Origin of the sequence: Pseudomonas sp. C1C7, from assembly GCF_013359595.1 — a bacterium.
Taxonomy (GTDB): domain Bacteria; phylum Pseudomonadota; class Gammaproteobacteria; order Pseudomonadales; family Pseudomonadaceae; genus Aquipseudomonas.
Window position 1 is genome coordinate 26,812 of the sequence record NZ_JABFMP010000024.1, and the last position, 21,767, is coordinate 48,578.

General features: G+C 61.0%; 16 protein-coding genes and 1 pseudogene. 7 read left to right on the forward strand and 10 right to left on the reverse strand.

Translation table 11 applies throughout. The features are described 5' to 3' along the window. Window positions 1-583 precede the first annotated feature (583 nt). The 4 genes from HNO86_RS19255 to HNO86_RS19270 all read left to right on the forward strand — a co-directional run bounded on the left by HNO86_RS19255 (window position 584) and on the right by HNO86_RS19270 (window position 8,033). Window positions 584-2,719 (forward strand): cytochrome-c peroxidase, encoded by a 2,136-nt coding sequence (locus HNO86_RS19255; protein WP_175378527.1) that lies wholly within the window; start codon window positions 584-586, stop codon window positions 2,717-2,719. Between the two features lie 149 nt (window positions 2,720-2,868). Next, window positions 2,869-4,161, forward strand: coding sequence for a GGDEF domain-containing protein (locus HNO86_RS19260; protein ID WP_175378528.1), 1,293 nt, complete (start codon window positions 2,869-2,871; stop codon window positions 4,159-4,161). Window positions 4,162-4,247: 86 nt separating this feature from the next. Further along, window positions 4,248-6,044, forward strand: a complete 1,797-nt coding sequence (locus HNO86_RS19265) for an acyl-CoA dehydrogenase C-terminal domain-containing protein (protein ID WP_175378529.1) — start codon at window positions 4,248-4,250, stop codon at window positions 6,042-6,044. 210 nt (window positions 6,045-6,254) lie between these two features. Then, entirely contained in the window at window positions 6,255-8,033 is a 1,779-nt protein-coding gene (locus HNO86_RS19270) for an acyl-CoA dehydrogenase C-terminal domain-containing protein (protein WP_175378530.1), read from the forward strand. A 242-nt stretch (window positions 8,034-8,275) separates the two neighbouring features. Here HNO86_RS19270 and HNO86_RS19275 read toward each other — a convergent pair whose 3' ends face one another. Beyond that, window positions 8,276-9,178 carry a LysR family transcriptional regulator gene (locus tag HNO86_RS19275; protein WP_175378531.1) on the reverse strand — a complete coding sequence of 301 codons (903 nt, stop codon included), beginning with the start codon at window positions 9,176-9,178 and terminating at the stop codon, window positions 8,276-8,278. 169 nt (window positions 9,179-9,347) lie between these two features. On the opposite strand from HNO86_RS19275, the gene HNO86_RS19280 reads away from it, so the two are divergent. The 3 genes and pseudogenes from HNO86_RS19280 (at window position 9,348) to HNO86_RS19290 (ending at window position 11,152) form a co-directional block, all read left to right on the forward strand. Beyond that, complete coding sequence (locus HNO86_RS19280) at window positions 9,348-10,631, forward strand: aspartate aminotransferase family protein (RefSeq protein WP_175378532.1); 1,284 nt, start codon at window positions 9,348-9,350, stop codon at window positions 10,629-10,631. A 101-nt stretch (window positions 10,632-10,732) separates the two neighbouring features. Beyond that, window positions 10,733-10,909 (forward strand): annotated as a pseudogene (locus tag HNO86_RS19285) (helix-turn-helix domain-containing protein); the annotation flags it as partial. A gap of 84 nt (window positions 10,910-10,993) precedes the next feature. After that, window positions 10,994-11,152 carry a YqaE/Pmp3 family membrane protein gene (locus HNO86_RS19290; protein ID WP_003228885.1) on the forward strand — a complete coding sequence of 53 codons (159 nt, stop codon included), beginning with the start codon at window positions 10,994-10,996 and terminating at the stop codon, window positions 11,150-11,152. A 138-nt stretch (window positions 11,153-11,290) separates the two neighbouring features. On the opposite strand, the gene HNO86_RS19295 is transcribed toward HNO86_RS19290, so the two are convergent. The 9 genes from HNO86_RS19295 to HNO86_RS19335 all read right to left on the reverse strand — a co-directional run bounded on the left by HNO86_RS19295 (window position 11,291) and on the right by HNO86_RS19335 (window position 21,569). Then, window positions 11,291-13,117 carry a S9 family peptidase gene (locus HNO86_RS19295; protein WP_175378533.1) on the reverse strand — a complete coding sequence of 609 codons (1,827 nt, stop codon included), beginning with the start codon at window positions 13,115-13,117 and terminating at the stop codon, window positions 11,291-11,293. Beyond that, the gene (gene pqqE, locus HNO86_RS19300; RefSeq protein WP_175378588.1) at window positions 13,083-14,225 is read right to left on the reverse strand and encodes a pyrroloquinoline quinone biosynthesis protein PqqE; all 1,143 of its coding nucleotides are present in this window, start codon (window positions 14,223-14,225) and stop codon (window positions 13,083-13,085) included. The genes HNO86_RS19295 and pqqE overlap by 35 nt, the downstream gene beginning before the upstream one ends. 4 nt (window positions 14,226-14,229) lie before the next feature. Continuing rightward, on the reverse strand, window positions 14,230-14,505 hold the full coding sequence (pqqD, locus tag HNO86_RS19305) for a pyrroloquinoline quinone biosynthesis peptide chaperone PqqD (RefSeq protein WP_175378534.1): 276 nt from the start codon (window positions 14,503-14,505) through the stop codon (window positions 14,230-14,232). After that, the gene (gene pqqC / locus HNO86_RS19310) at window positions 14,502-15,254 is read right to left on the reverse strand and encodes a pyrroloquinoline-quinone synthase PqqC (protein ID WP_175378535.1); all 753 of its coding nucleotides are present in this window, start codon (window positions 15,252-15,254) and stop codon (window positions 14,502-14,504) included. The genes pqqD and pqqC overlap by 4 nt, the downstream gene beginning before the upstream one ends. A gap of 153 nt (window positions 15,255-15,407) precedes the next feature. Beyond that, the gene (pqqB, locus tag HNO86_RS19315) at window positions 15,408-16,319 is read right to left on the reverse strand and encodes a pyrroloquinoline quinone biosynthesis protein PqqB (RefSeq protein WP_175378536.1); all 912 of its coding nucleotides are present in this window, start codon (window positions 16,317-16,319) and stop codon (window positions 15,408-15,410) included. 82 nt (window positions 16,320-16,401) lie between these two features. Beyond that, window positions 16,402-16,476 carry a pyrroloquinoline quinone precursor peptide PqqA gene (gene pqqA, locus HNO86_RS19320; RefSeq protein WP_003444522.1) on the reverse strand — a complete coding sequence of 25 codons (75 nt, stop codon included), beginning with the start codon at window positions 16,474-16,476 and terminating at the stop codon, window positions 16,402-16,404. A gap of 144 nt (window positions 16,477-16,620) precedes the next feature. Beyond that, window positions 16,621-19,041: a pyrroloquinoline quinone biosynthesis protein PqqF gene (gene pqqF / locus HNO86_RS19325; protein WP_175378537.1), complete on the reverse strand. Its 2,421-nt coding sequence runs from the start codon at window positions 19,039-19,041 to the stop codon at window positions 16,621-16,623. A 38-nt stretch (window positions 19,042-19,079) separates the two neighbouring features. After that, window positions 19,080-19,874 (reverse strand): carbon-nitrogen hydrolase family protein, encoded by a 795-nt coding sequence (locus tag HNO86_RS19330; RefSeq protein ID WP_175378538.1) that lies wholly within the window; start codon window positions 19,872-19,874, stop codon window positions 19,080-19,082. Between the two features lie 12 nt (window positions 19,875-19,886). After that, the gene (locus tag HNO86_RS19335) at window positions 19,887-21,569 is read right to left on the reverse strand and encodes an NAD(P)/FAD-dependent oxidoreductase (protein ID WP_175378539.1); all 1,683 of its coding nucleotides are present in this window, start codon (window positions 21,567-21,569) and stop codon (window positions 19,887-19,889) included. Window positions 21,570-21,767 lie beyond the last annotated feature (198 nt).

Here is a 21,767-nt window from a genome sequence, read left to right on the forward strand (position 1 = left end):
ATAACACGGGCGTCCTGATAAAAAGCGTTGCCTGTTAGTTCATCGCGAGCAAGCTCGCTCCTACAGGTTTTTCGTTTTTTATATAAATGGTGCGCAGGGTTAATTATTGAAGTGTGAATAAGCACTCCACTTAATGATTTTCCGTAGGAAGTTATTTCTCTAATTAACCAAGCAGTTTTCTTGAGGTTAGCAATTATTTTGCCAACTCCACTTCGAGCGTTGCGCGCGGCCTGTGCCCCCTAATCTATGGGCTTTTGTGGGGTTTTTTACCCAACTTTGGGGGTGTTCAATCCCCGAAGTTGCGGTAATTAACGAGAAGATAAATCATCAAAGTAAAATTTGTAAAAATATGCTGCTGAAATCTTTTGTAACGACTACAGTGCAATCAAGCGTCGCCGCAGAGCGACGAGCCAATACTTATAGCCAACGATTAGCGAGCACTTCGCCAGTGTCGCCGTGCCTTGCACCCGATAATTTCGTTTGAAGTTGTCGCGAGCACGTGCAGCAAGATGTCTGGTCATGAATCCATCTCGCGATAGTTAACCGGAGCCTGGCAACTCCGCCTCGAACCGGGAGAGACATCATGGTCAAACACTTGCGAGTCCTGCGCATCATCCCCCTGGCTTGCGCGCTGATGAGCGGGCTTTCGCTGAACATCGCGCTCGCTGCTGACCCGCCTGGAGCGATTGATCCCCCGGCATTGGATGTACCGATGCTCAATTCGTTGCGCGGCATGACGCCTCCTGACCCCTCGGGCACCGAAGGCGGGCGCAAGGTCGACCTGATGACCGACTACGTGCTCAATCGCTCGGCGGCGATCCTGCTCGGCAAGGCGCTGTTCTGGGACATGGAAGTGGGCAGTGACGGCTCCACCGCGTGCGCGTCCTGCCACTATCACGCCGGGGTCGATCACCGCACCACCAACCAGATCAACCCGGGCCAGGCCAATACCAACGCCAACGTCGCGTCGATTTTCAACAAGCCGTTCACGGCCTCCGACATTCCAGGCGACGTGCCGTCCTACACCACCAAATCCGGGGGCAAGGGCGGGCCGAACTATCTGCTCAAAAGAGCCGACTTCCCGACTCACGTGCTGTCCAACCCGCTGGATCGCAACTCGCCCATCGTCTATTCCACCGATGACGTGATCGGCTCCCAAGGGGTGTTCGACGCCAACTTCGTCAAACCCAACCAGCCGCGTTTCGACAAGTGCACCCAGCAGCCGGATGGGATCTTCCAGGTCGGCGGCATCAATGTGCGGCGCAGCACCGGGCGTAACGCGCCGTCGGTGATCAACGCGGCGTTCAACGTGCGCAACTTCTGGGATGGCCGGGCCAACAACGTGTTCAATGGCTTCTCGCCTTTCGGCAACCGTGACCCGGATGCCGGGATCTATGTGACCAAGGACAGCAGCGGCGTGGCCCAGAAAGTACGCCTGGCGCTCAACGATGCTTCCGCCGCTTCGCAAGCGGTCGGGCCTCCCGGCAGCGCGGTGGAAATGTCCTGTGGCGGGCGCACCTTTGCCGACATCGGCCGGCGCATGCTCGACACGCTGATGCTCAAGCAGCAACGGATCTCGTCCACCGACTCGGTGCTCGGCCCGGTGTCCGGTGCCCGTCGGCCAACCTATCGCGAACTGATCAAGAACGCGTTCCAGCCACGGCTGTGGAACGCCACCCAGCAGGTGCTGGTGGGCGGCGCGCCGTACACCCAGATGGAGGCCAACTTCCCGCTGTTCTTCGGCCTGGCGATCCAGATGTATGAAGCCACGCTGGTGTCCGATCAGGCGCCGCTGGATGCCTATCTGAACGGCGATCAGACGGCCATGAACGCGCAACAGGTGCAGGGCATGAATCTGTTCCTGGGCAAGGGCAAGTGCGTCAATTGCCACGGCGGTGCAGAGTTGACCAACGCCGCCAGTCGCTTGCAGTTTCATCCTCGCGAACGCATCGAACGGATGGTCATGGCGGACGGCCTGACCACCCTCTACGACAACGGCTTCTACAACACCGGCGTGCGTCCGACCTCCGAAGACCTGGCGGTCGGCGGGACGGATGCCTGGGGCAACCCGCTGTCCTTCACTCGTGAGTACAACACTCAACTGCAGGGCGGGAATATTCCGGACTCGCTGGACATCGATGTCTGCACCTTCGAGGCACCGTTGAGCGCAGCGATCCCCTGCGATGCGACGCTCAAGCCTAACGTCAACTTCCGTGACTCGGTCGATGGCGCGTTCAAGACCCCGACCCTGCGCAACATCGCGCTGACCGGTCCCTACTTCCACAACGGCAGCCGCGCCACGCTGCAACAGGTCATGGAGTTCTACAACCGCGGCGGTGACCGGCGTGGCGAAGATGCCAGCAACACCAGTGGCTTCGAGCACCCGGCGGTCAATCAGCACAACGGCTCCAACCTCGATGCGGACATGTCGCCGCTGAACCTGACCCAGGAGGAGATCGATGCGCTGGTGAAATTCATGGAGGTCGGCCTGACCGATCCGCGGGTGGCGTGGGAACGGGCACCGTTCGATCATCCGTCGCTGGTGCTGGCACAGGGTGCAAAGGGTGACGAGAACTCTGTCGGGCAAAAACCGGCCAGTCCGAAGATCACCACCCGCCAGGCGCAGGATGCCGAGTTCCAGCTCAAACCCATCGGCGCCGAAGGTCGGCCAGCGCTGGAGGGGCCGCTGCAACCGTTCAATAACGACTTGCCGCAATAAGTTTCCCTTTACGTCACTGGCGGTCGATGGTCGCCAGTGACGCTTTTTTTCACAATTGCCTCACTAATTCACTCAGCAATTGCGGACCGCTGCCGTTACAGTAGTTGGCACATTGCCATCTATTGATCTGATGGGTAGGAGTTTTACCCTTGCCGCGTCCTTCCGCTGTACGTTTCAGTCATTTCCTGCCGTCTCTGCTGCTGTTGCTGGCGGGGCTTGCCGCCGCCTACGTCAAGGATCTCAACGTCTTCTTCACCTCGCTGTTCAACGTGCTGCCGACCCTGGTGCTGCTGCTCGGCGGTGCTTATTGCGCGGTTTACCGCCGTCAGCGCGAACTGTTTCTGATGGTCACGGTGTACACCGCCTATTTCCTGCTCGACACCCAGACCGACTTCTACCGCGACAACGGCAAGGTGCGCGAAGACGCCGCGGTGGTTTTCCATTTGTGTTGCCTGCTGTTGCCGCTGCTGTTCGGCGTGTTCGCGGCCTGGCAGGAGCGAACGCACCTGTTCCAGGACATGGTGGCGCGTTTCGCGGTGTTGCTGGCGGTGGGCAGCGTGGCGCTGGGGCTGGAGCAGAGTTACCCGCAGGCATTGCTGATGTGGTTGTCGGAGATCCGCTGGCCGGCCTTGCATGGCGCGTGGATGAGCCTGATTCAGCTGTCTTATCCGGTGTTCATCGCAGCTTTCCTGCTGCTGGCCTGGCAGTACTGGCGCAATCCCCGGCCACTGCACGCCGCGCAGTTGGTGGGTTTGCTGGGGCTGTTCTGGATGTTGCCCAAGACCTTCATCCTGCCGTTCACCCTGAACATCATGTGCAGCCAGGTGATGCTGATGATCGCCGCGGCCGTTGCCCATGAGGCCTATCAGATGGCGTTTCGCGACGAGCTCACGGGCATCCCCGGTCGTCGTGCCTTGAACGAGCGCATGCAGCGCTTGGGTCGCACCTATGTGCTGGCCATGAGCGACGTCGATCACTTCAAGAAATTCAACGATACCCACGGCCACGATGTCGGTGATCAGGTGCTGCGCCTGGTGGCCAGCAAGCTGTCGAAAATCGGTGGCGGCGGCAAGGCGTATCGCTATGGCGGCGAAGAGTTCGCCATGGTGTTTGCCGGCAAGACGCTGGAAGAATGCATGCCGCATCTGGAAGTGATCCGCGAGTCCATCGCCACTTACCTGATTCACCTGCGTAATCAGGAGAGCCGTCCGCAGGATGACAACCAGGGGCGTCAGCGGCGCACCGGGTCCGCGGCTTCCAGCGTGTCGGTCACGGTCAGCATCGGCGTTGCCGAACGGATCGAGCAGCGCACGCCGGAAGAAGTGCTCAAGTCCGCCGACCAGGCGCTCTACAGCGCCAAGGGCGCGGGGCGTAACTGCGTGATGGCGTTCGGGCAGACGCGCCGCGGCGCCGTGCGCACGGATGCCGCTACGGCTGAGTGATGATGGCGCATTCAGCGTCTGGACTGTGATTGTGGGGCGTGGTTGCCGGCAGTAGGTTGGAAAAATCTGCCGACGGAGAAACGACCATGCCCGAGTACAAAGCTCCCCTGCGCGACATGCGCTTTCTGATCGACCACGTCTTCGACTTTCACAGCAACTACGCCGCGCTGGGGGCCAATGACGCCAGCCCGGACATGATCGGCGCGATCCTCGAGGAAGGCGCGAAGTTCTGCGAAAACGTGCTGGCGCCCCTCAACCGCAGCGGTGATGAAGAAGGCTGCCATTTCGACAATGGCGTGGTGACCACGCCAGCCGGTTTCAAACAGGCTTTCGCGCAATATGTGGAGGGCGGCTGGCACGGGCTGGCGGCCGATCCGGCGTATGGCGGCCAGGGGCTACCGAGCTCGCTGGGGCTGGTGATCAGCGAGATGGTCGCTTCCAGCAACACTTCCTGGGGCATGTACCCCGGCCTGACCCACGGCGCCATGTCGGCCATCCACGCCCACGGCACCGAAGAACAGAAACTGACTTACCTGAGCAAACTCACCGCCGGCCAGTGGACCGGCACCATGTGCCTGACCGAAGCCCATTGCGGCACCGATCTGGGCATCATCAAGACCCGCGCCGTGCCCCAGGCCGACGGCAGTTATGCGATCACCGGCAGCAAGATCTTCATCTCCGCCGGCGAGCACGACATGAGCGACAACATCATTCACCTGGTGCTGGCCAAACTGCCGGATGCACCGGCCGGCACCAAGGGCATTTCGCTGTTCATCGTGCCCAAGTTCCTGCCCGATGCCGCAGGGGATGCCGGTGAGCGCAATGGCGTGTCCTGCGGTTCCATCGAACACAAGATGGGCATCAAGGCGTCGGCCACCTGCGTGCTGAACTTCGACGGGGCCAGGGGCTTTCTGATCGGTGAAGCGAACAAGGGCCTGAACTGCATGTTCACCATGATGAACCACGCGCGGCTGGGCACCGGCATGCAGGGCTTGTGCCTGGGCGAGGCGAGCTTCCAAGGGGCGATCAAGTACGCCAACGAGCGCTTGCAGATGCGTGCGCTGACTGGCCCGAAAGCCCCGGAAAAAGCCGCCGACCCGATCATCGTCCATCCCGATGTGCGGCGGATGCTGCTGACCATGAAGGCCTTCAACGAAGGCAACCGCGCATTGACCTATTTCACCGCGCAATTGCTGGACGTTGCGCATTTGAGTACGGACGAAACGGCGCGTCAGGAGGCCGAAGACCTGCTGGCGTTCCTCACGCCGATCTGCAAGGCCTTCATGACCGAAACCGGCCTGGAGGTGACCAACCACGGCATGCAGGTGTTCGGCGGCCACGGCTTCATTCGTGAATGGGGCATGGAGCAGCTGGTACGTGATTGCCGTATCGCGCCGATCTATGAAGGCACCAACGGCATTCAGGCGCTGGACCTGCTGGGGCGCAAAGTGCTGGGCAGCCAGGGCAAGTTGCTGCGCGGCTTCACCAAAATTGTCCACAAGTTCTGCCTGAGCCACGCCGGCCACCCGCAACTGGCTCCGTATGTGGCGCAGCTCAACGAGTTGAATCGGCAATGGGGTGAGGTGACCACCGGGATCGGCATGGCTGCGATGAAAAATCCGGACGAAGTGGGGGCAGCGTCGGTGGATTACCTGATGTTCAGCGGCTACATCATTCTCGGCTACCTGTGGTTGAGGATGGCGCTGGTGGCGCAGGCGCAGCTGGACGACGGCAGCGGTGACGCCGATTTCTGCCGGGGCAAACTGGCGACCAGCGAGTTCTATTTCAAGCGACTGTTGCCGCGTACCGCAGCGCATCGGGCGGCCATCGAGGCGGGCAGTGATTGCCTGATGCAGTTGCCCGCGCAGTTGTTCTCCCTTTAAAGCCGGTGTGTTTTAAAAGATCGCAGCCTGCGGCAGCGCCTACACGGATCGCTGTCGTGGGCTGCGATTTTTTCTGATGACTAAAAATAACAAAACAGTCATGTACCGACCCTATGTGTCGCAAAAGTTGTTGGGGTACACTCGATGGCATAGTGAAAATCGTAAAAACCCATCCTGTGAATACCTGTATTAGATCTTGCGAGGTTTGCCATGGCTGACTACAAAGCGCCCCTGCGCGATATGCGCTTCGTCCTCAATGAAGTCTTCGAGGTCGCCAGACTCTGGGCCGAGTTGCCGGCATTGGTCGATACCGTCGACGCCGAAACCGTCGAAGCCATTCTCGAAGAGGCCGGCAAGGTCACCAGCAAAAGCATCGCGCCTCTGAGCCGTGCGGCGGATGAAGAAGGTTGTCACTGGGCCGAAGGTGCCGTCACCACGCCGGCCGGTTTCCCACAGGCCTATCAGACTTATGCCGAAGGCGGCTGGGTCGGTGTCGGTGGCGATCCGGCCTACGGCGGCATGGGCATGCCCAAGGCGGTGTCGGCCCAGGTCGAAGAGATGGTCAACTCCGCGAGCCTGTCGTTCGGCCTGTACCCGATGCTCACCGCCGGTGCCTGCCTGTCGATCAACGCCCACGCCAGCGAAGAGCTGAAAGCGGCGTACCTGCCGAACATGTACGCTGGTATCTGGGCCGGTTCCATGTGCCTGACCGAGCCGCACGCCGGCACTGACCTGGGGATCATCCGCACCAAGGCCGAGCCTCAGGCCAATGGTTCCTACAAGGTCAGCGGCACCAAGATCTTCATCACCGGCGGTGAGCACGACCTGACCGAAAACATCATCCACCTGGTACTGGCCAAACTGCCGGACGCACCGGCGGGGCCGAAGGGCATTTCGCTGTTCCTGGTGCCCAAGTTCCTGGTCAATGCCGATGGCAGCCTGGGCGCGCGCAACCCGGCCAACTGCGGTTCGATCGAACACAAGATGGGCATCCAGGCGTCCGCGACCTGCGTGATGAACTTCGACGAAGCCGTGGGTTACCTGGTCGGCGAGCCGAACAAGGGCCTGGCGGCGATGTTCACCATGATGAACTACGAGCGTCTGGGTGTCGGTATCCAGGGCCTGGCGAGCGGCGAGCGTTCGTATCAGAACGCCATCGAATACGCCCGCGACCGCCTGCAGAGCCGTTCCCCGACCGGCGCGCAGAATAAGGACAAGGTGGCCGACCCGATCATCGTCCACCCGGACGTGCGTCGCATGCTGTTGACCATGAAGGCCTCGAACGAAGGCGGCCGTGCGTTCTCCACCTACGTGGCCATGCAACTGGACACCGCCAAGTTCAGCGAAGACGCCGCAACGCGCAAGCGCGCGGAGGACCTGGTCGCCCTGTTGACCCCGGTGGCCAAGGCGTTCCTGACCGATCTGGGCCTGGAAACCACGGTTCACGGTCAGCAAGTGTTCGGCGGTCACGGCTACATCCGTGAATGGGGCCAGGAGCAACTGGTGCGCGACGTGCGTATCACCCAGATCTACGAAGGCACCAACGGCATTCAGGCGCTGGATCTGGTGGGGCGCAAGGTGGTGGGCAGCGGCGGGGCGTTCTACAAGCTGTTCGCCGACGAGATCCGTCACTTCACCGCAACCGCCAGCGCTGATCTGGCCGAGTTCACCAAACCGCTGAACGATGCCGTGACTACTCTCGACGAACTGACCGCCTGGTTGCTGGACCGTGCGAAAGCCAACCCGAACGAAATCGGCGCGGCGTCGGTGGAGTACCTGCAAGTGTTCGGCTATACCGCCTACGCTTACATGTGGGCGTTGATGGCCAAGGCCGCCTTGGGCAAAGAGGCGCAGGACGATTTCTACGCGAGCAAACTGGGCACGGCGCGGTTCTACTTCGCCCGCCTGCTGCCGCGTATCCACTCGCTGAGCGCGTCGGTGAAAGCTGGCAGCGAGTCGCTGTTCCTGCTGGATGCGGCGCAATTCTGAGGATGTAACGTCATGTAAGCATTCTCTTACATGACGTAATGCTTTTCTCCCATAGTAGCCAATTGGATCCACGGCTAATCTACTTCACATGGACGTAGCGCAGGAAGCGCAAAGCAACAACACGGACACGTAGGATTCTGCCAGGACGGCGGAGTGAAATGGATGTCAGGGAAACAGTCTGCAAAGCCCCGCTTCGGCGGGGTTTTCTTATGCCTGCGAAAAAGTCTTCAGCGTCAGGCGCGCTATTCAAGGCGGTCATCCGGCCGATTCATCACTTCCTCGAGCAAGTTACGCAGCAAGGTCATCGATGCCTGTTGTCGTTGCACGTCCCGACACACCAAACCGACTTTCAGTGGCACCCGTGGCTCGGTCAAAGGTTTCCACAGCAGTTCCTTGTTGCCGTGAGCCTTCTGTGAGCGCCCGGGCAGTACGGTGGCCAATCGCGTGTGCGGCAGGCTGCCGAGAATCCCGGCCATGTTGTTCAACTCGGCTTGTACCTGCGGTCGTCGGCCCAGGTTCGTCAGTTGCGCCTGCCAGATCTGCCGCACCTGAAACTCTTCGCCCAACAACAGCATCGGCAGCTCGGCGGCCTGGCTCATGGAGACTTTCTTGAATTCCCGCAACGGATGATCCGCCGGGATGACGAGGGTCAGTTCATCTTCGTACAGCATCACGCCATGCAGTCCCGGTTGCCGCGGCGGCAGGTAGCTGATGCCGATATCCAGCGAGCCATTGAGCAGCCGGCGCTCGATATCCAGGCCGGACAATTCATAAATCTGCACCACCAGATGCGGTTGTTCCTGGCGCAGGCGTTCAAGCATTTGCGGCACCAGGCTGGTGTGCACGGTCTGCAGGACGCCGATGGCCAGGGTGCGCAGTGCCTGGCCCTTGAAGTTGCCCAGTGCTTCGCGCGCCCGTTGCAGACCGTCGAGCAAGGGCAGGGCGTGGTTGTAGAGGGTATGGGCAGCGAGGGTCGGCAACAGGCGTTTGCTGCTGCGCTCGAAGAGGCTGACATCCAGGGTCTGTTCCAGATGGCGGATCTGCTGGGACAAAGCCGGCTGGGAGATGGACAGGCGTTCGGCGGCGCGGCCGACGTGGCCTTCTTCATACACCGCGACGAAATAGCGGAGTTGCTTGAAATCCATAAGAGATACTTATCGAAAATGCTCGTAAATCGAAATGGCTCAGCGCCTTGACTGAGCCTAGTCTAACCGTATTCACAAGGCTTACAGGGCCACAGAGCGCGATGAATACCGTTTGTTTCGAAGGTGTTTACATAGGAAGGACAACAAATCGGCAACGAGGGCTGAGCCAATGAACCTGTTCAGCCTGCGTCGTTATTCGCCGAGTCTGGATGATCTGGTGGCGGATACCTCCTATCCATCCGGGCACGACAACCTTTCCAGCGAATGCCTGATGCCCAGTGTCGAGCGGCCGCAACAGGTGTTTGTCCGTGGCCAGGGTTCATGGTTGTGGGACAGCGAAGACCGCGCTTATCTGGATTTCTCTCAAGGTGGCGGGGCCAACAGCCTCGGTCACAGTCCCAAGGCCATGGTCGATGCGATCACCGCGCAGGCCCAGGCGCTGATCAATCCGGGCTTCGGCCTGCATAACCGCGGCATGCTCAACCTCGCCGAGCGGCTGTGCAGCAGCACCGGCAGTGATCAGGCGTATCTGCTCAACACCGGCAGCGAGGCCTGCGAGGCGGCGATCAAGCTGGCGCGTAAATGGGGTCAACAGCATCGCGGTGGCGCATCGCGGATCATCGTCGCCAGCAATGCCTGTCATGGGCGCAGTATCGCGACGATTTCAGCGTCCGACAGTTCGGCGCAGATCAACCGGTTCGAGCCGCAGCTTCCGGGTTTCAGCCATGTACCGTTCAACGATCTGCCGGCGCTGCATGCGGCGGTGGATGAGCGGACGGTGGCGATCCTGCTCGAGCCGATCCAGAGCGAAGCCGGGGTGATCCCGGCCACGGCGCACTACCTCAAGGGTGTCGAACGCCTGTGCCGCGAACTGGGCATCCTGCTGATCCTCGACGAAGTGCAAACCGGCATCGGTCGCTGCGGCACCTTGCTCGCGGAACAGTCCTACGGTATCCGCGCCGATATCCTCGTGCTTGGCAAAGGGCTGGGTGGTGGAGTGCCGGTGGCGGCATTGCTGGCGCGGGGCGAGGCCTGCTGTTTCGACCTGGGTGAAATGAGCGGCACCCATCATGGCAACGCCTTGATGACCGCTGCCGGCCTTGCCGTGCTCGACAGCGTGCAGGACAAGGCGTTTGTGCAGCATGTCGCCGAGACCGGCCAGCACCTGCGCGAAGGTCTGCAGCGCCTGTCCTATCGCTACGGCCACGGAGAATTGCGCGGCCAAGGCCTGCTCTGGGGCCTGACCCTGTCCGACGATTGCGCCGACGCCGTGGTCAAGGCCGCACTCTACGAAGGCCTGCTGCTCAACGCCCCGCAACCCGACTGCCTGCGCTTCACCCCGGCACTGACCGTCAGCAAGGCCAACATCGACGAAATGTTCCTGCGCCTGGCCCGCGCCTTCTCCCGCATGCGCACCGCGCAAGTGCAATGTCGAAAAGGCATTGCTGTCTGAGCTGACACCCCACCCCAACACCAGAACCGTCTCGCGGTATAACGCACGCCCCATGCCTGATTCTTTTGGCGTGGGGCGTTTTTTTGGCCGGGTTTTGCCCAAAACAAATCAAAGCATTGCTTGAAAAAAACAATCTCAGTCAGATGGCCTTCGCCCGCTACCTGAACACCAGCCCCTCCACCGTCAAACAATGGGAAGCAGGGGATGAACACCCCAGCGGCATGGCGTTGAAGTTGTTGAGCATCGTTCAGAAACATGGCCTGGAAATTCTGGCCTGACTCATTTGGCTGAACCCTCACCCACCGCGCAGGTCGATTGCATGTATGGCTTGCACGAGCCGATTTCAATCAGGAGCTGAGCCCATGGATTTCATTCGTATCATCATCGCCATTCTGTTGCCGCCGCTGGGTGTGTTTCTGCAAGTGGGATTTGGCGGGGCGTTCTGGCTGAATATTCTTTTGACGCTGTGCGGTTACATTCCGGGGATCGTGCATGCGGTTTACATCATCGCCAAGCGTTGAGGTTGGTGGAGCCTGACAGATTGCATTCGTGAGCAAGCCCCACACATTTGACCGCGCACCTTCATGAGAACGCGGTCAAATGTGGGAGCGGGCTTGCTCGCGAATGAGGCGACACGCATTTGGCACTCAGCGCAATACTCAGTCCCCCTGCTCTATCACCCGCCGATAAAACAACCACTCCTGCTCCAGCGCATGGGCCTGATTGCCGGCCTGGCGCAAGCCATGGCGTTCCTCTGCGTAGTAATGCGCCTCGACCAGAATCCCGTTGTTCTGAAGCGCCTCGACCATGTCGCGTGTTTGCTGCGGTACGACCACAGCGTCCAGTTCTCCTTGAAAGAAAATCATCGGCACGCGGATATTGCCCGCGTGCAGCAGCGGTGTTCGTGCGGCGTAGCGCTCTGCGTCTTCCACGGGATCGCCGATCAGCCAGTCCAGGTAATCGCTCTCGAATTTGTGGGTGGCCCGACCCAGCGCCACAGGGTCGCTGACGCCATAGAGGCTGGCGCCGGCGCGGAAAACATTGTGGAAGGCCAGCGCGCACAGTGTGGTGTAACCCCCGGCGCTGCCACCGCGGATGAAGGCCTTGTCGCCGTCGATCAGGCCCCGTTCGGCCAGGTGCCGGACCACTGCGCAAGCGTCTTCGACATCGACTTCACCCCAACTCAGATGCAAGGCCTGACGATAGTCGCGGCCATAGCCGCTGCTGCCACGGTAGTTCAGATCGGCCACGGAGAATCCCCGCTGCGCCCAGAACTGGATGCGCGGATCGAACATCGGATAGCACGCCGAGGTCGGGCCGCCGTGGATGAACACCACCAGCGGCGGTTTCGCGTCGCCGGTCATCGCCGGGTAGAAGAAACCGTGGGCCTCGCCCGAGCCGCTGGGGTAGTGCAGGGTTTGCGGGCGGCTGATCTGTTCGGCGGGCAGTGGCGCGATACCACCGGCCAGCACTTTGATCTGCCGGCTCCGGCGATCAATGGCAATCACCGCGGGAGAGCTGATGGGTGATGCGGCAATGCAGTAAATGAAATGCTCATCCAGGGCGAGGCTGCGAAAGCGGCTGTAGTCGCTGGCAAATTCTTCACGCGTGGCGCCACACAATCCCAGCCTTCCAAAACCGCCTTCGGTCCAGCTCGCCAAATAGCGCTCTTCACTCAGCGGTAACCAGGTGCAGCCACCGAGTTGCCAGGGCGCGGGGCCATGATCGGCAGTCGGGCCGGGTAACGGGACCAGACCGTTTTCCGATTCCATCCAGGGCTGCCAGTAGCCACCACGATCAGTCAGGCAGAACAACCGGCCATTGGCATCAAACCGAGGCTGTTGCAGGGATTCTTGCCCGTCATCGCCGGCCACGCAGCGGGCGGGTCCAAAGCCGCCGTCATCTAGACTTTCGGCAACCATCAGGCGGGTCGCGGTCCACGGTTGGTCCGGGCGACTCCACTCGATCCACGCCAGGCGCCGCGCATCAGGGCTGAGGGTCGGCGCGGCGTAGAAGTCGGCGCCTTCGACCAGCAGATGACGCTTGCCGTCCGCCAGATCGATCGCCGCCAGGCGATGCCGGTCGCGGTTTTCCTCAACCGCCAGCACCTGACCATTGGCGAACTGCAAATCACCGTAGCGACACACGCCGCTGGTCAGCACCTGGGGCGTCTCGCCGTTCAGCGATTGCCGATACAGCTGCTGGTCGGCCTCGTTGACGAAAACCACCCCGTCGTCCGTCAGACAAAACGCCCCACCGCCATATTCGTACACCCGACTGCGCACGCTGAAGCCCAGCGGTGTCAGACATTTCGCTACACCGTCGCGCCAATGCCAGATACGACAGGCCGCGTCCTCCGGTCGGTATTCGTTCCAGAACAGGCCCAGGGGACTTGCCTGCAACTCGGCGAAATCGATGCCGGCAGCCACGGCCCTGGCGGCAGTCAAGGGTTCAGCTTTTGGCGATGAGGCGTGAATTTCGTTCATTGCGAAAGGCCAGTTGTTCGATGGACTGAGTGGCGTGCTCGGCCTCTTCGCGGGCCTGGAGGATCACGTCGTGATGGTGCGATTTGCTGCACACAGGGTCGGCATTGCTGGCATCGCCGGTGAGCATGAAGGCCTGGCAGCGACAGCCACCGAAGTCTTTTTCCTTCTCGTCGCAGGAACGGCAGGGCTCGGGCATCCAGTCGTAACCACGGAAGCGGTTGAAGCCGAACGAGTCGTACCAGATGTGTTGCATGCTGTGGTCGCGCACGTTGGGAAACTGCACCGGCAACTGTCGGGCGCCGTGACAGGGCAGTGCGGTTCCGTCCGGTGTCACTGTCAGAAAAATACTGCCCCAGCCGTTCATGCAGGCTTTCGGACGTTCTTCATAGTAGTCCGGCGTGACGAAGATCAGTTTGCACGGATGACCCTGGGCTTCGAGCTTGGCGCGGTATTCGTTGGTGATGCGTTCGGCGCGCACCAGTTGCTCCCGGGTCGGTAGCAGCCCCACGCGGTTGAGCTGGGCCCAGCCGTAGAACTGGCAGGTGGCGAGTTCGACGAAGTCCGCTTCGAGGGCGATGCACAATTCGATGATGCGGTCGATTTTGTCGATGTTGTGCCGATGGGTGACGAAGTTCAGCACCATCGGATAGCCGTGGGCTTTCACCGCGCGGGCCATTTCCAGCTTCTGCGCGAAGGCCTTTTTCGAACCGGCCAGCAGGTTGTTCACCTGCTCATCGCTGGCCTGGAAACTGATCTGGATATGGTCCAGACCTGCCTTCTTGAAATCGCTGATTTTCTGCTCGGTCAGGCCAATGCCGGAGGTGATCAGGTTGGTGTAGAAGCCCAGCCTGCGCGCCTCGGCAATCAGCTCGGCGAGGTCCTGGCGCACCAGCGGCTCGCCACCGGAGAATCCCAGTTGCGCGGCGCCCATTTCCCGCGCCTCACGGAACACCCTGATCCATTGTTCGGTGCTCAACTCCTTGCCTTGCCCGGCGAAATCCAGCGGGTTGGAACAGTACGGGCATTGCAGCGGGCAACGGTAGGTCAACTCGGCGAGCAGCCACAGCGGCAGGCCAATGTCCGGCTTGGGCGGTAACTTGTCCGACACGCAATCAGGCAAGTTCGATCCAGTGCTGTGCACGGGCGACCTCCATGAATTGCTCGATGTCGTCACCCAGTTCCGGCACGCCGGGGAACTGTTGGTCGAGCGCTTTGATGATCGCGGCGACATCGCGTTCGCCGTCGATCAGGCCGCCGATCAGCGCGGCGCTTTCATTGAGTTTGATCATGCCTTCCGGGTACAGCAGCACATGGCCTTTCTGGGCCGGTTCGTACTGGAAGCGGTAGCCGGGACGCCAGCTTGGGGTCATGCTGCGATCGAAGCTCATAGGCTGATTCCTTTGTGCCAGACCCGTTGCCCGGTGACGCTGTGATAGGGCGGGCGATTCAGTTCGTAGGCCATGCTCATGGCGTCGAGCATGCTCCAGAGAATGTCGAGTTTGAACTGGAGGATCTCCAGCATGCGCTCCTGACCTTCGCGTGTCTTGTAGTGTTCAAGGGTGATCGAAAGACCGTGCTCGACATCGCGCCGGGCCTGGCCCAGACGGGTGCGGAAATACTCGTAGCCGGCCGGGTCGATCCACGGGTAATGCTGCGGCCAGCTGTCCAGGCGCGACTGGTGGATCTGCGGCGCGAACAGTTCGGTCAGCGAGCTGCTGGCGGCTTCCTGCCAACTGGCGCGGCGCGCGAAGTTGACGTAGGCGTCGACGGCGAAGCGCACGCCGGGCAGCACCAGTTCCTGGGAGCGCAGTTGATCTGGGTCGAGACCGACCGCCTGACCCAGGCGCAGCCAGGCTTCGATGCCGCCGTCTTCGCCCGGCGCGCCGTCGTGATCGAGCAGGCGCTGAATCCACTCGCGACGGATTTCGCGGTCGGGGCAGTTGGCCAGGATTGCGGCGTCCTTGAGCGGGATGTTCACCTGATAGTAGAAGCGGTTGGCGACCCAGCCCTGGATCTGCTCGCGGGTGGCCCGGCCTTCGTACATCGCCACGTGGTAGGGGTGGTGGATGTGGTAGTAGGCGCCCTTGGCGCGCAGGGCGGCTTCGAATTCGGCGGCGGACATTGGGGTGTCGGTCATTGCTTTTCTCCGGGTACATCCGGTGGATTCCTGGGTGTCTGCTCGGGCCTCATCGCGGGCAAGCCCGCTCCCACAAGGTTCGTGGGTGTACATGGAATTTGCAGGCACCCGAAACTCCTGTGGGAGCGGGCTTGCCCGCGAAGAGGCCATCCGCTACAGCACGATGCTCATGCCGTCATAAGCCACTTCAACGTGCCGCCGCTCCAGCTCCGCCCGCTGCGGCGAGTCCTCATCGAGAATCGGGTTGGTGTTGTTGATGTGGATAAGCACCTTGCGCTGGCGCGGCAGTTTTTCCAGCACTTCGAGCATGCCGCCGGGGCCGTTCTGGGCCAGGTGGCCCATCTCCCGGCCAGTGCGGGTGCCGACGCCGCGGCGTTGCATTTCATCGTCGTCCCACAGGGTGCCGTCCACCAGCAGGCAGTCGCTGCCGGCCATCATTTCCAGCAACGGCGCATCGACCTTGCCCAGCCCCGGCGCGTAGAACAACTTGCCGCCGGTATTGAGGTCTTCGACGATCAAACCGATGTTGTCGCCCGGATGTGGGTCGAAGCGATGCGGCGAGTAAGGCGGCGCGGCGCTGCGCAAGGGCAGCGGGGTGAAGCGCAGGTTGGGGCAGGCGGCAATGCTGAAGCTCTGGTCCAGCTCGATGCGCTTCCAGATCAGGCCGCCGTTCCAGTGATTCAGCATGTTGAACAACGGAAAACCCGTGCTCAGATCCTCGTGGACCATGTCGGTGCACCAGACCTGATGCGGGCAGCCTTCGCGCAACATCAGCAGGCCGGTGGTGTGGTCGATCTGGCTGTCCATCAGAATGATCGCGCCGATCCCGCTATCACGCAGGGCGCGGCCCGGCTGCATCGGGGCGAAGCTCTGCAATTGCGCGCGGATGTCCGGAGAGGTGTTGCACAGCACCCAATTCACGCCGTCATCGGAAATCGCGATGGACGACTGGGTCCGTGCCTTGGCCTTCAGACTGCCGCTGCGAAAACCGGCGCAGTTCACGCAGTTGCAGTTCCACTGGGGGAAACCGCCGCCGGCGGCGGAACCTAGAATCTGGACGAACATGGAGGCTCCATCATTTCAATGCTTAAAACAAAACGCCTCGGGATTACCGAGGCGCTGAACTGCACGTCTGCCAAAGCAGAGATTAGCGGCTGGCGAAGTACATGGTGACTTCAAAGCCGATACGCAGGTCGGTGTAAGCAGGTTTGGTCCAGGCCATGGGAGCGCTCCTTGAGGTGATGAGACAGTTGAGACCTATACATATAGTCCACCTCCGGAAGGAGATGTTCAGATAGTTAGGCAGCTATGTTACTCAAAATTTCAGGCAGCGGGATGAAAATGTTCTAAATGGTTAACGAGCGGTTCAGGTTGCCAGTTGCCAGGATGAATCCGGGCACGCCCCATTGGACAGGCAGCGCCAACCACCTTTGGCTTGCGCGAGACGTCGTGCGGCGGCGATGAGCGTTGGGCGATCCACAGCGGATAAAGCCTGAGGCAGTTGCAGCAGATAATCCGACGAACGGCCCGCCAGCTTGCCCTGCCACAGCAGCTCGGCGGCTTGGGAGAAGGGCAGGGTGCGGGTGTCGATTTGATCGGCCAGGGCCTGGCGTTGAGCGATGAATTGCGTGTCATCCATCTCAGCGACCAGATTTGGGAGGCTGCTCAAAAATTGTTCGATGTGTTGCAGCAGATCCTGTGGCGTGATGTTTGGCGATTGCACGCCGAACAGTAGCCCGGTTTGCCCGTGCATCTGTCGCAGGTTGCTGAATACGGCATAACCCAACTGCAATTCCACGCGTAGGCGTTGGTAGAACGGCGTCTGACACAGGTGTGCCAGCAAGCGCCACGCGGCTTCGTCGGCAATGTCGCTGGTGGCTGTCGGACAGAACAACAGCAGCGCGTGTTCGCTGGAGCCGGTTTCCAGTGTGCTCCAGAGCCGTTGCCCTTTGATGGAAGGCGCTGGCGTCGTTTGGCTGTCCGCTGTGCCGGGGATGCGGCTCAATGCCAGGCCCAGTGCTGCCTGAGTCTGGGACGACAGACCGATGCCCAGACCATCCCAGCGCGCGTTCGCCCAGAGTTGCTCAAGGTCGTCCGACTCGACGGTCAATGGCAGAAGCTGGCTCGGCAGCGCCTTGAGCAATTGCCGGATCGGTATCAGCGCCAGCGAATCCTGTGGGAATTGGGCTTCGGGGTTTGTCAGGGTTTTCAGCGCATGTTCCAGCACACCGGGCATGGATTCCTGGAGCCCGGTCACCTTCAGCAACCATTCGTTGGCCGATGCACTGAACGACACTTCCACTCCCGCCTGCCGGGCTTCTTCACACAAAGGCTGCAGGCTGTTTTCCAGTTGCGACTGGAGGCTGTTCGCAGGTGTCGAGTCCAGACGCCAGCGCACATACAGCGCACCTTCGGGACGGTTATCCGGCAAGGCCTGGCTGAATTGCATTGGCGAACGTTCGCGACGGGTGCGCGAGCGATCCTGGGCAAACGTACGCAGGCCACGGTGAGCGCTGGTCTGGCCGCGAATCAAACCGGCGTTGGCCGCTGGCGCTTCGCAGCGCAAAAACGGATTGGGCGTCGGCAACTGCCATTGACCGCTGAAGTTATCCACAGCGCCCAATTGTTGCAGGATGATCTTGAGGGCGGTCACACCCTGTTCCGATAGCCCGGTGCCGCGTTGTTCGCTGTCCAGGCGTGCGAGTTGCAACGCGCCGCTGACTTGCTGCTGTCGCTGGAACAGGGCGGCATATTCGTCGCGCAATCCGCTCAGGTCTTGTTGGGCGAAGAAGCTCAGCCAGTCCAGAAGTTGCTCACGAATCGAGGCGGGTTGCTCGTTGGCGTTGAGCTTGAGCTCGATGTGCAGCAAAGCCTGCCCGCCGAACTGATGCAACACCGCTGCTTTCAAGCTTTCGGCCAGACCCTTGCTGCGTAAATCGGACAGCAGGCCGCCGGGCTTTGTGTTGTTCAGCCAATGACAGAGGAACGCCAGTGCTTCAGGGGCTGATTCGGGCAATGCTTCGAGCGCGAACAGCAGGTCCAGGCGGCGTTCGTTCAGCTGTTGATAACTGTTCTGTGCGGTATCCATCAACGCGGAAGGCATTTGTTGCACGATGGAATTGCCTGTGGGAAGCGCGTCGGCGAATGCCATTGCGAGGGCCTTCAATTCTTCCGGCGACTGTGGGCCAACCAGGTTCAGGGTCATTTGCCCTGCGTGATAAAACCGCTGATGGAAACCCTTCAATGCCTGCTGAAACTCATCCTGTTGCACGAGCAGGCTGTCTCGGTTTCCAGCATGAAAGCCTCTCAACGGATGGGCGTGCGCAAGGCCATTGAACAGCGCCTGCTGCTGTTGCGCGGCCGCATCCTGCGACCAGGCAAGAAACTCCGCGTGCAGCACTTCCCGTTCCCGCAACTGATCGTCCGGATTCATACGGGGATGGGCGAGCATGTCTGACAGACGCTCCAGAGCGCCGTTGAGCGCCTGAGTCGGCAATTCGAAAAAATAGTCGGTGGTGCGCTCACTGGTGCGCGCATTCAGCAGGCCGCCATGACCCTGGACGTAGGCCATCAGCCCCTGGCTTGCAGGAAAACGCTCGGTCCCCAGAAACAGCAAATGCTCAAGAAAATGCGCCAGGCCCGGCCACGCCAGCGGCACATCATGGCTACCGACGGCGACGCGCAATACCGCCGCGGCACGCTTCAGATCGGGCGCGTGACGCAGCATCACCCGCAGACCGTTGGCCAGGATTTCAGTGTGGGGGCGAGGGGAATTTGGCGCGGGCATGGGCACTTCCAGAACAGAGAAGTGCCCATGCTAGCGGATTAGCGCTTGTTCAGCGCGGCGTAAAGCTCGGGGCGTCGATCGGCGAGGTAGCGATTGGCGCTGCGGGATTTGTCCATCAACTGACGATCCAGTTCACCGACAATCAGGGCTTCATCGAGGCCGGCCTGGGCGATGCGGCTGCCATCCGGCGCGGCGATGCTGCTCTGGCCGCAATACTGGATATCGCCTTCGTGCCCGCAGTAGTTGGCATAGGCCACGTAACACTGGTTTTCGAACGCGCGGGAACGCACGGTGACGTCGGCGACGAAATCGAAGGGGAGCATGTTCGCCGTCGGCACCAGAATCAGCTCGGCGCCTTCGATGGCCAGGCGCCGGGCGTTTTCCGGGAACTCCAGGTCGTAGCAGATCAGGAAACCGAGCTTCCAGCCGTTGAGTTCCACGACGGGGAACTCGTTGGTGCCGGGGCTGAACATGGCGCGGTCCAGATCGCCGAACAGGTGCGTCTTGCGATAGTTGCAGACGCGCTCGCCCCGGGCGTCGATCAACTGCACGGCGTTGTAGATCTGCCCGTCCTCGGCGCGCTCGGCGTAGCCATACAAAATGGCAATGCCGGCCGCGCGGGCAATGCGCGCGACCTGCTGCGCCGATTCACCGTTGTAAACCTCCGCCAGCACGCTGACGGCATCCGCGCCGATGTTGTAACCGGTCAGGAACATCTCCGGCAGCACCAACAGATCGGCGCCTTTGGCTTCCAGCGCCAGTTGATGCAGACGTTGCAGATTGCCGGCGACGTCCAGCGGCAGCGGTGGACATTGGTAAAGGGCTACGCGCATCGGGAACTCCTCTTACTCGGGTAGGGCGATAGGGCCGATATCTTTGAACACATCACCCGGGCCCGGGTTCTCTTTATGTGTGGCACCGCCGAAGTGTTTCATGATGCCCCACACCGCGTTGAGCGACGTCTGCACCGCGCCTTCGACCCAGGCCGGTGTCCAGGACACGTCGTCGCCGGCGATGAAGATCCCGCGCTGCTCGGCCGGCATGTCGTCCTGCATGAAGTGGGCGTACATGCGTTGGTTATAGCGGTAATGGCCCGGCAGAGCGCCTTTGAAGGCACCGAGGAAGTGCGGGTCGGCTTCCCACGAAACAGTGATCGGGTCGCCGATGATGCGCGAGGCGATGTCGACTTTCGGGTAGATCTTTTTCAACGCGTCCAACGCCAGCTTCACGCGTTTTTCCACAGGATGCGGCAACATCTTCAACGCGTCACTCATCCACGAGTATGAAAGGCAGATCACGCCCGGCTTGTCGTCACCGTTGTCGAACAGATATGTGCCGCGGGTCAGACGATCGGTGAGGGTCATGCTCATCAGGTCGCGGCCGGTCTGCGGATCCTTGTCCTTCCAGAACGGGCGATCGACCATCACGAAGGTTTTCGACGACTGCATGTAGCGGGTGCGGTCCAGGGCCATCCACATTTTTTGCGAGAACAGGGTTTCTTCGCATTCGATCTGGGTGGTCAGCAGCCAGCTCTGGCAGGTGGTCAGCACGGCGGCGTATTCGCGGGTGTCACCGTTGTTGTCGGTGACGGCAAAACGGCCGCCCGGCGCGTGGGCGATTTTCTTCACGCCGGAACGTGGCGCGCCGCGGTGCAACGACTTGAGGCTGGTGCCTTCCGGCCAGTGCACGCAACGCTCGGGAACATGGCGCCAGATACCTTGCGGCACTTGTTCGACGCCGCCGACCACCAGATGCTGGTGATCGTCGCAGTTGGTCATCACCACGCGGAAGATTTCCAGCATCGAGTTGGGGAAGTCCGAGTCCCAGCCGCCGGTGCCGAAGCCGACCTGACCGAACACTTCGCGGTGATGGAACGACAGTTTGGCGAAGGCTTTGGAGGTGGCGACGAAGTCGTAGAAGGTGCGGTCGTCCCACAGTGGCACCAGGGTGTTCCACAACGCTTTCAGGCGCGGTACATCGCGATCGCGAATCGCCTGCTGAATCTCACCGAAGCGCGAGCCGTCTTCCAGCGCATCCGCCCAGGCGTCAGCCACTTCCTGGAACAATGGAGGAAGATCCGCCAGCTTCTGTGCGTAATGGGTCTTGCCTTCCAGATCGATGACGGTGCTGCCGGAGGCAGGGGTCAGCGGGTTGGGGAAAGGCTTGGTTTCCAGGCCCAGCTTGTCGACGTAGTGATAGAACGCGGTGGACGACACCGGAAAACGCATGCCACCCAGCTCGGCGACGATGCCATCGGTGCCGTTGAACGTCTGGGAACGCAGGCGGCCGCCGAGTTTCGAGGCTTCGTAAACGACGGGCTTGAGGCCGAGCTTCATCAGCTCATAAGCCGCCACAAGACCGGCGATACCGGCGCCGACAATCGCCACTTCGGCACCGTGATTGTGCTCGGGAATGCTGCCCAAGCCGGCCGGGTGTTCGATCCAGTCGTCGAAGGCGAAAGGAAAGTCCGGACCGAAAATGGTGACTGGTTTCTTACCGTCTGCAGGGTGGCGATTGTTCTTGTTCATGGCTGACCTTACTGGCGTCCGGACGCGGGGGGCGCGTCTGAGTATAGGAAAAGATGCGAGCCATTCTAGAGAGCGGGGAATACGTTAATAAGACGCAAAGTGTCGTCGTTTTGATGATTGTTTGTTCAATATGACGATATCGATGTGCATACCGACAAAGTTGGGAGCGGGCTTGCTCGCGAATGCGATGTATCAGTC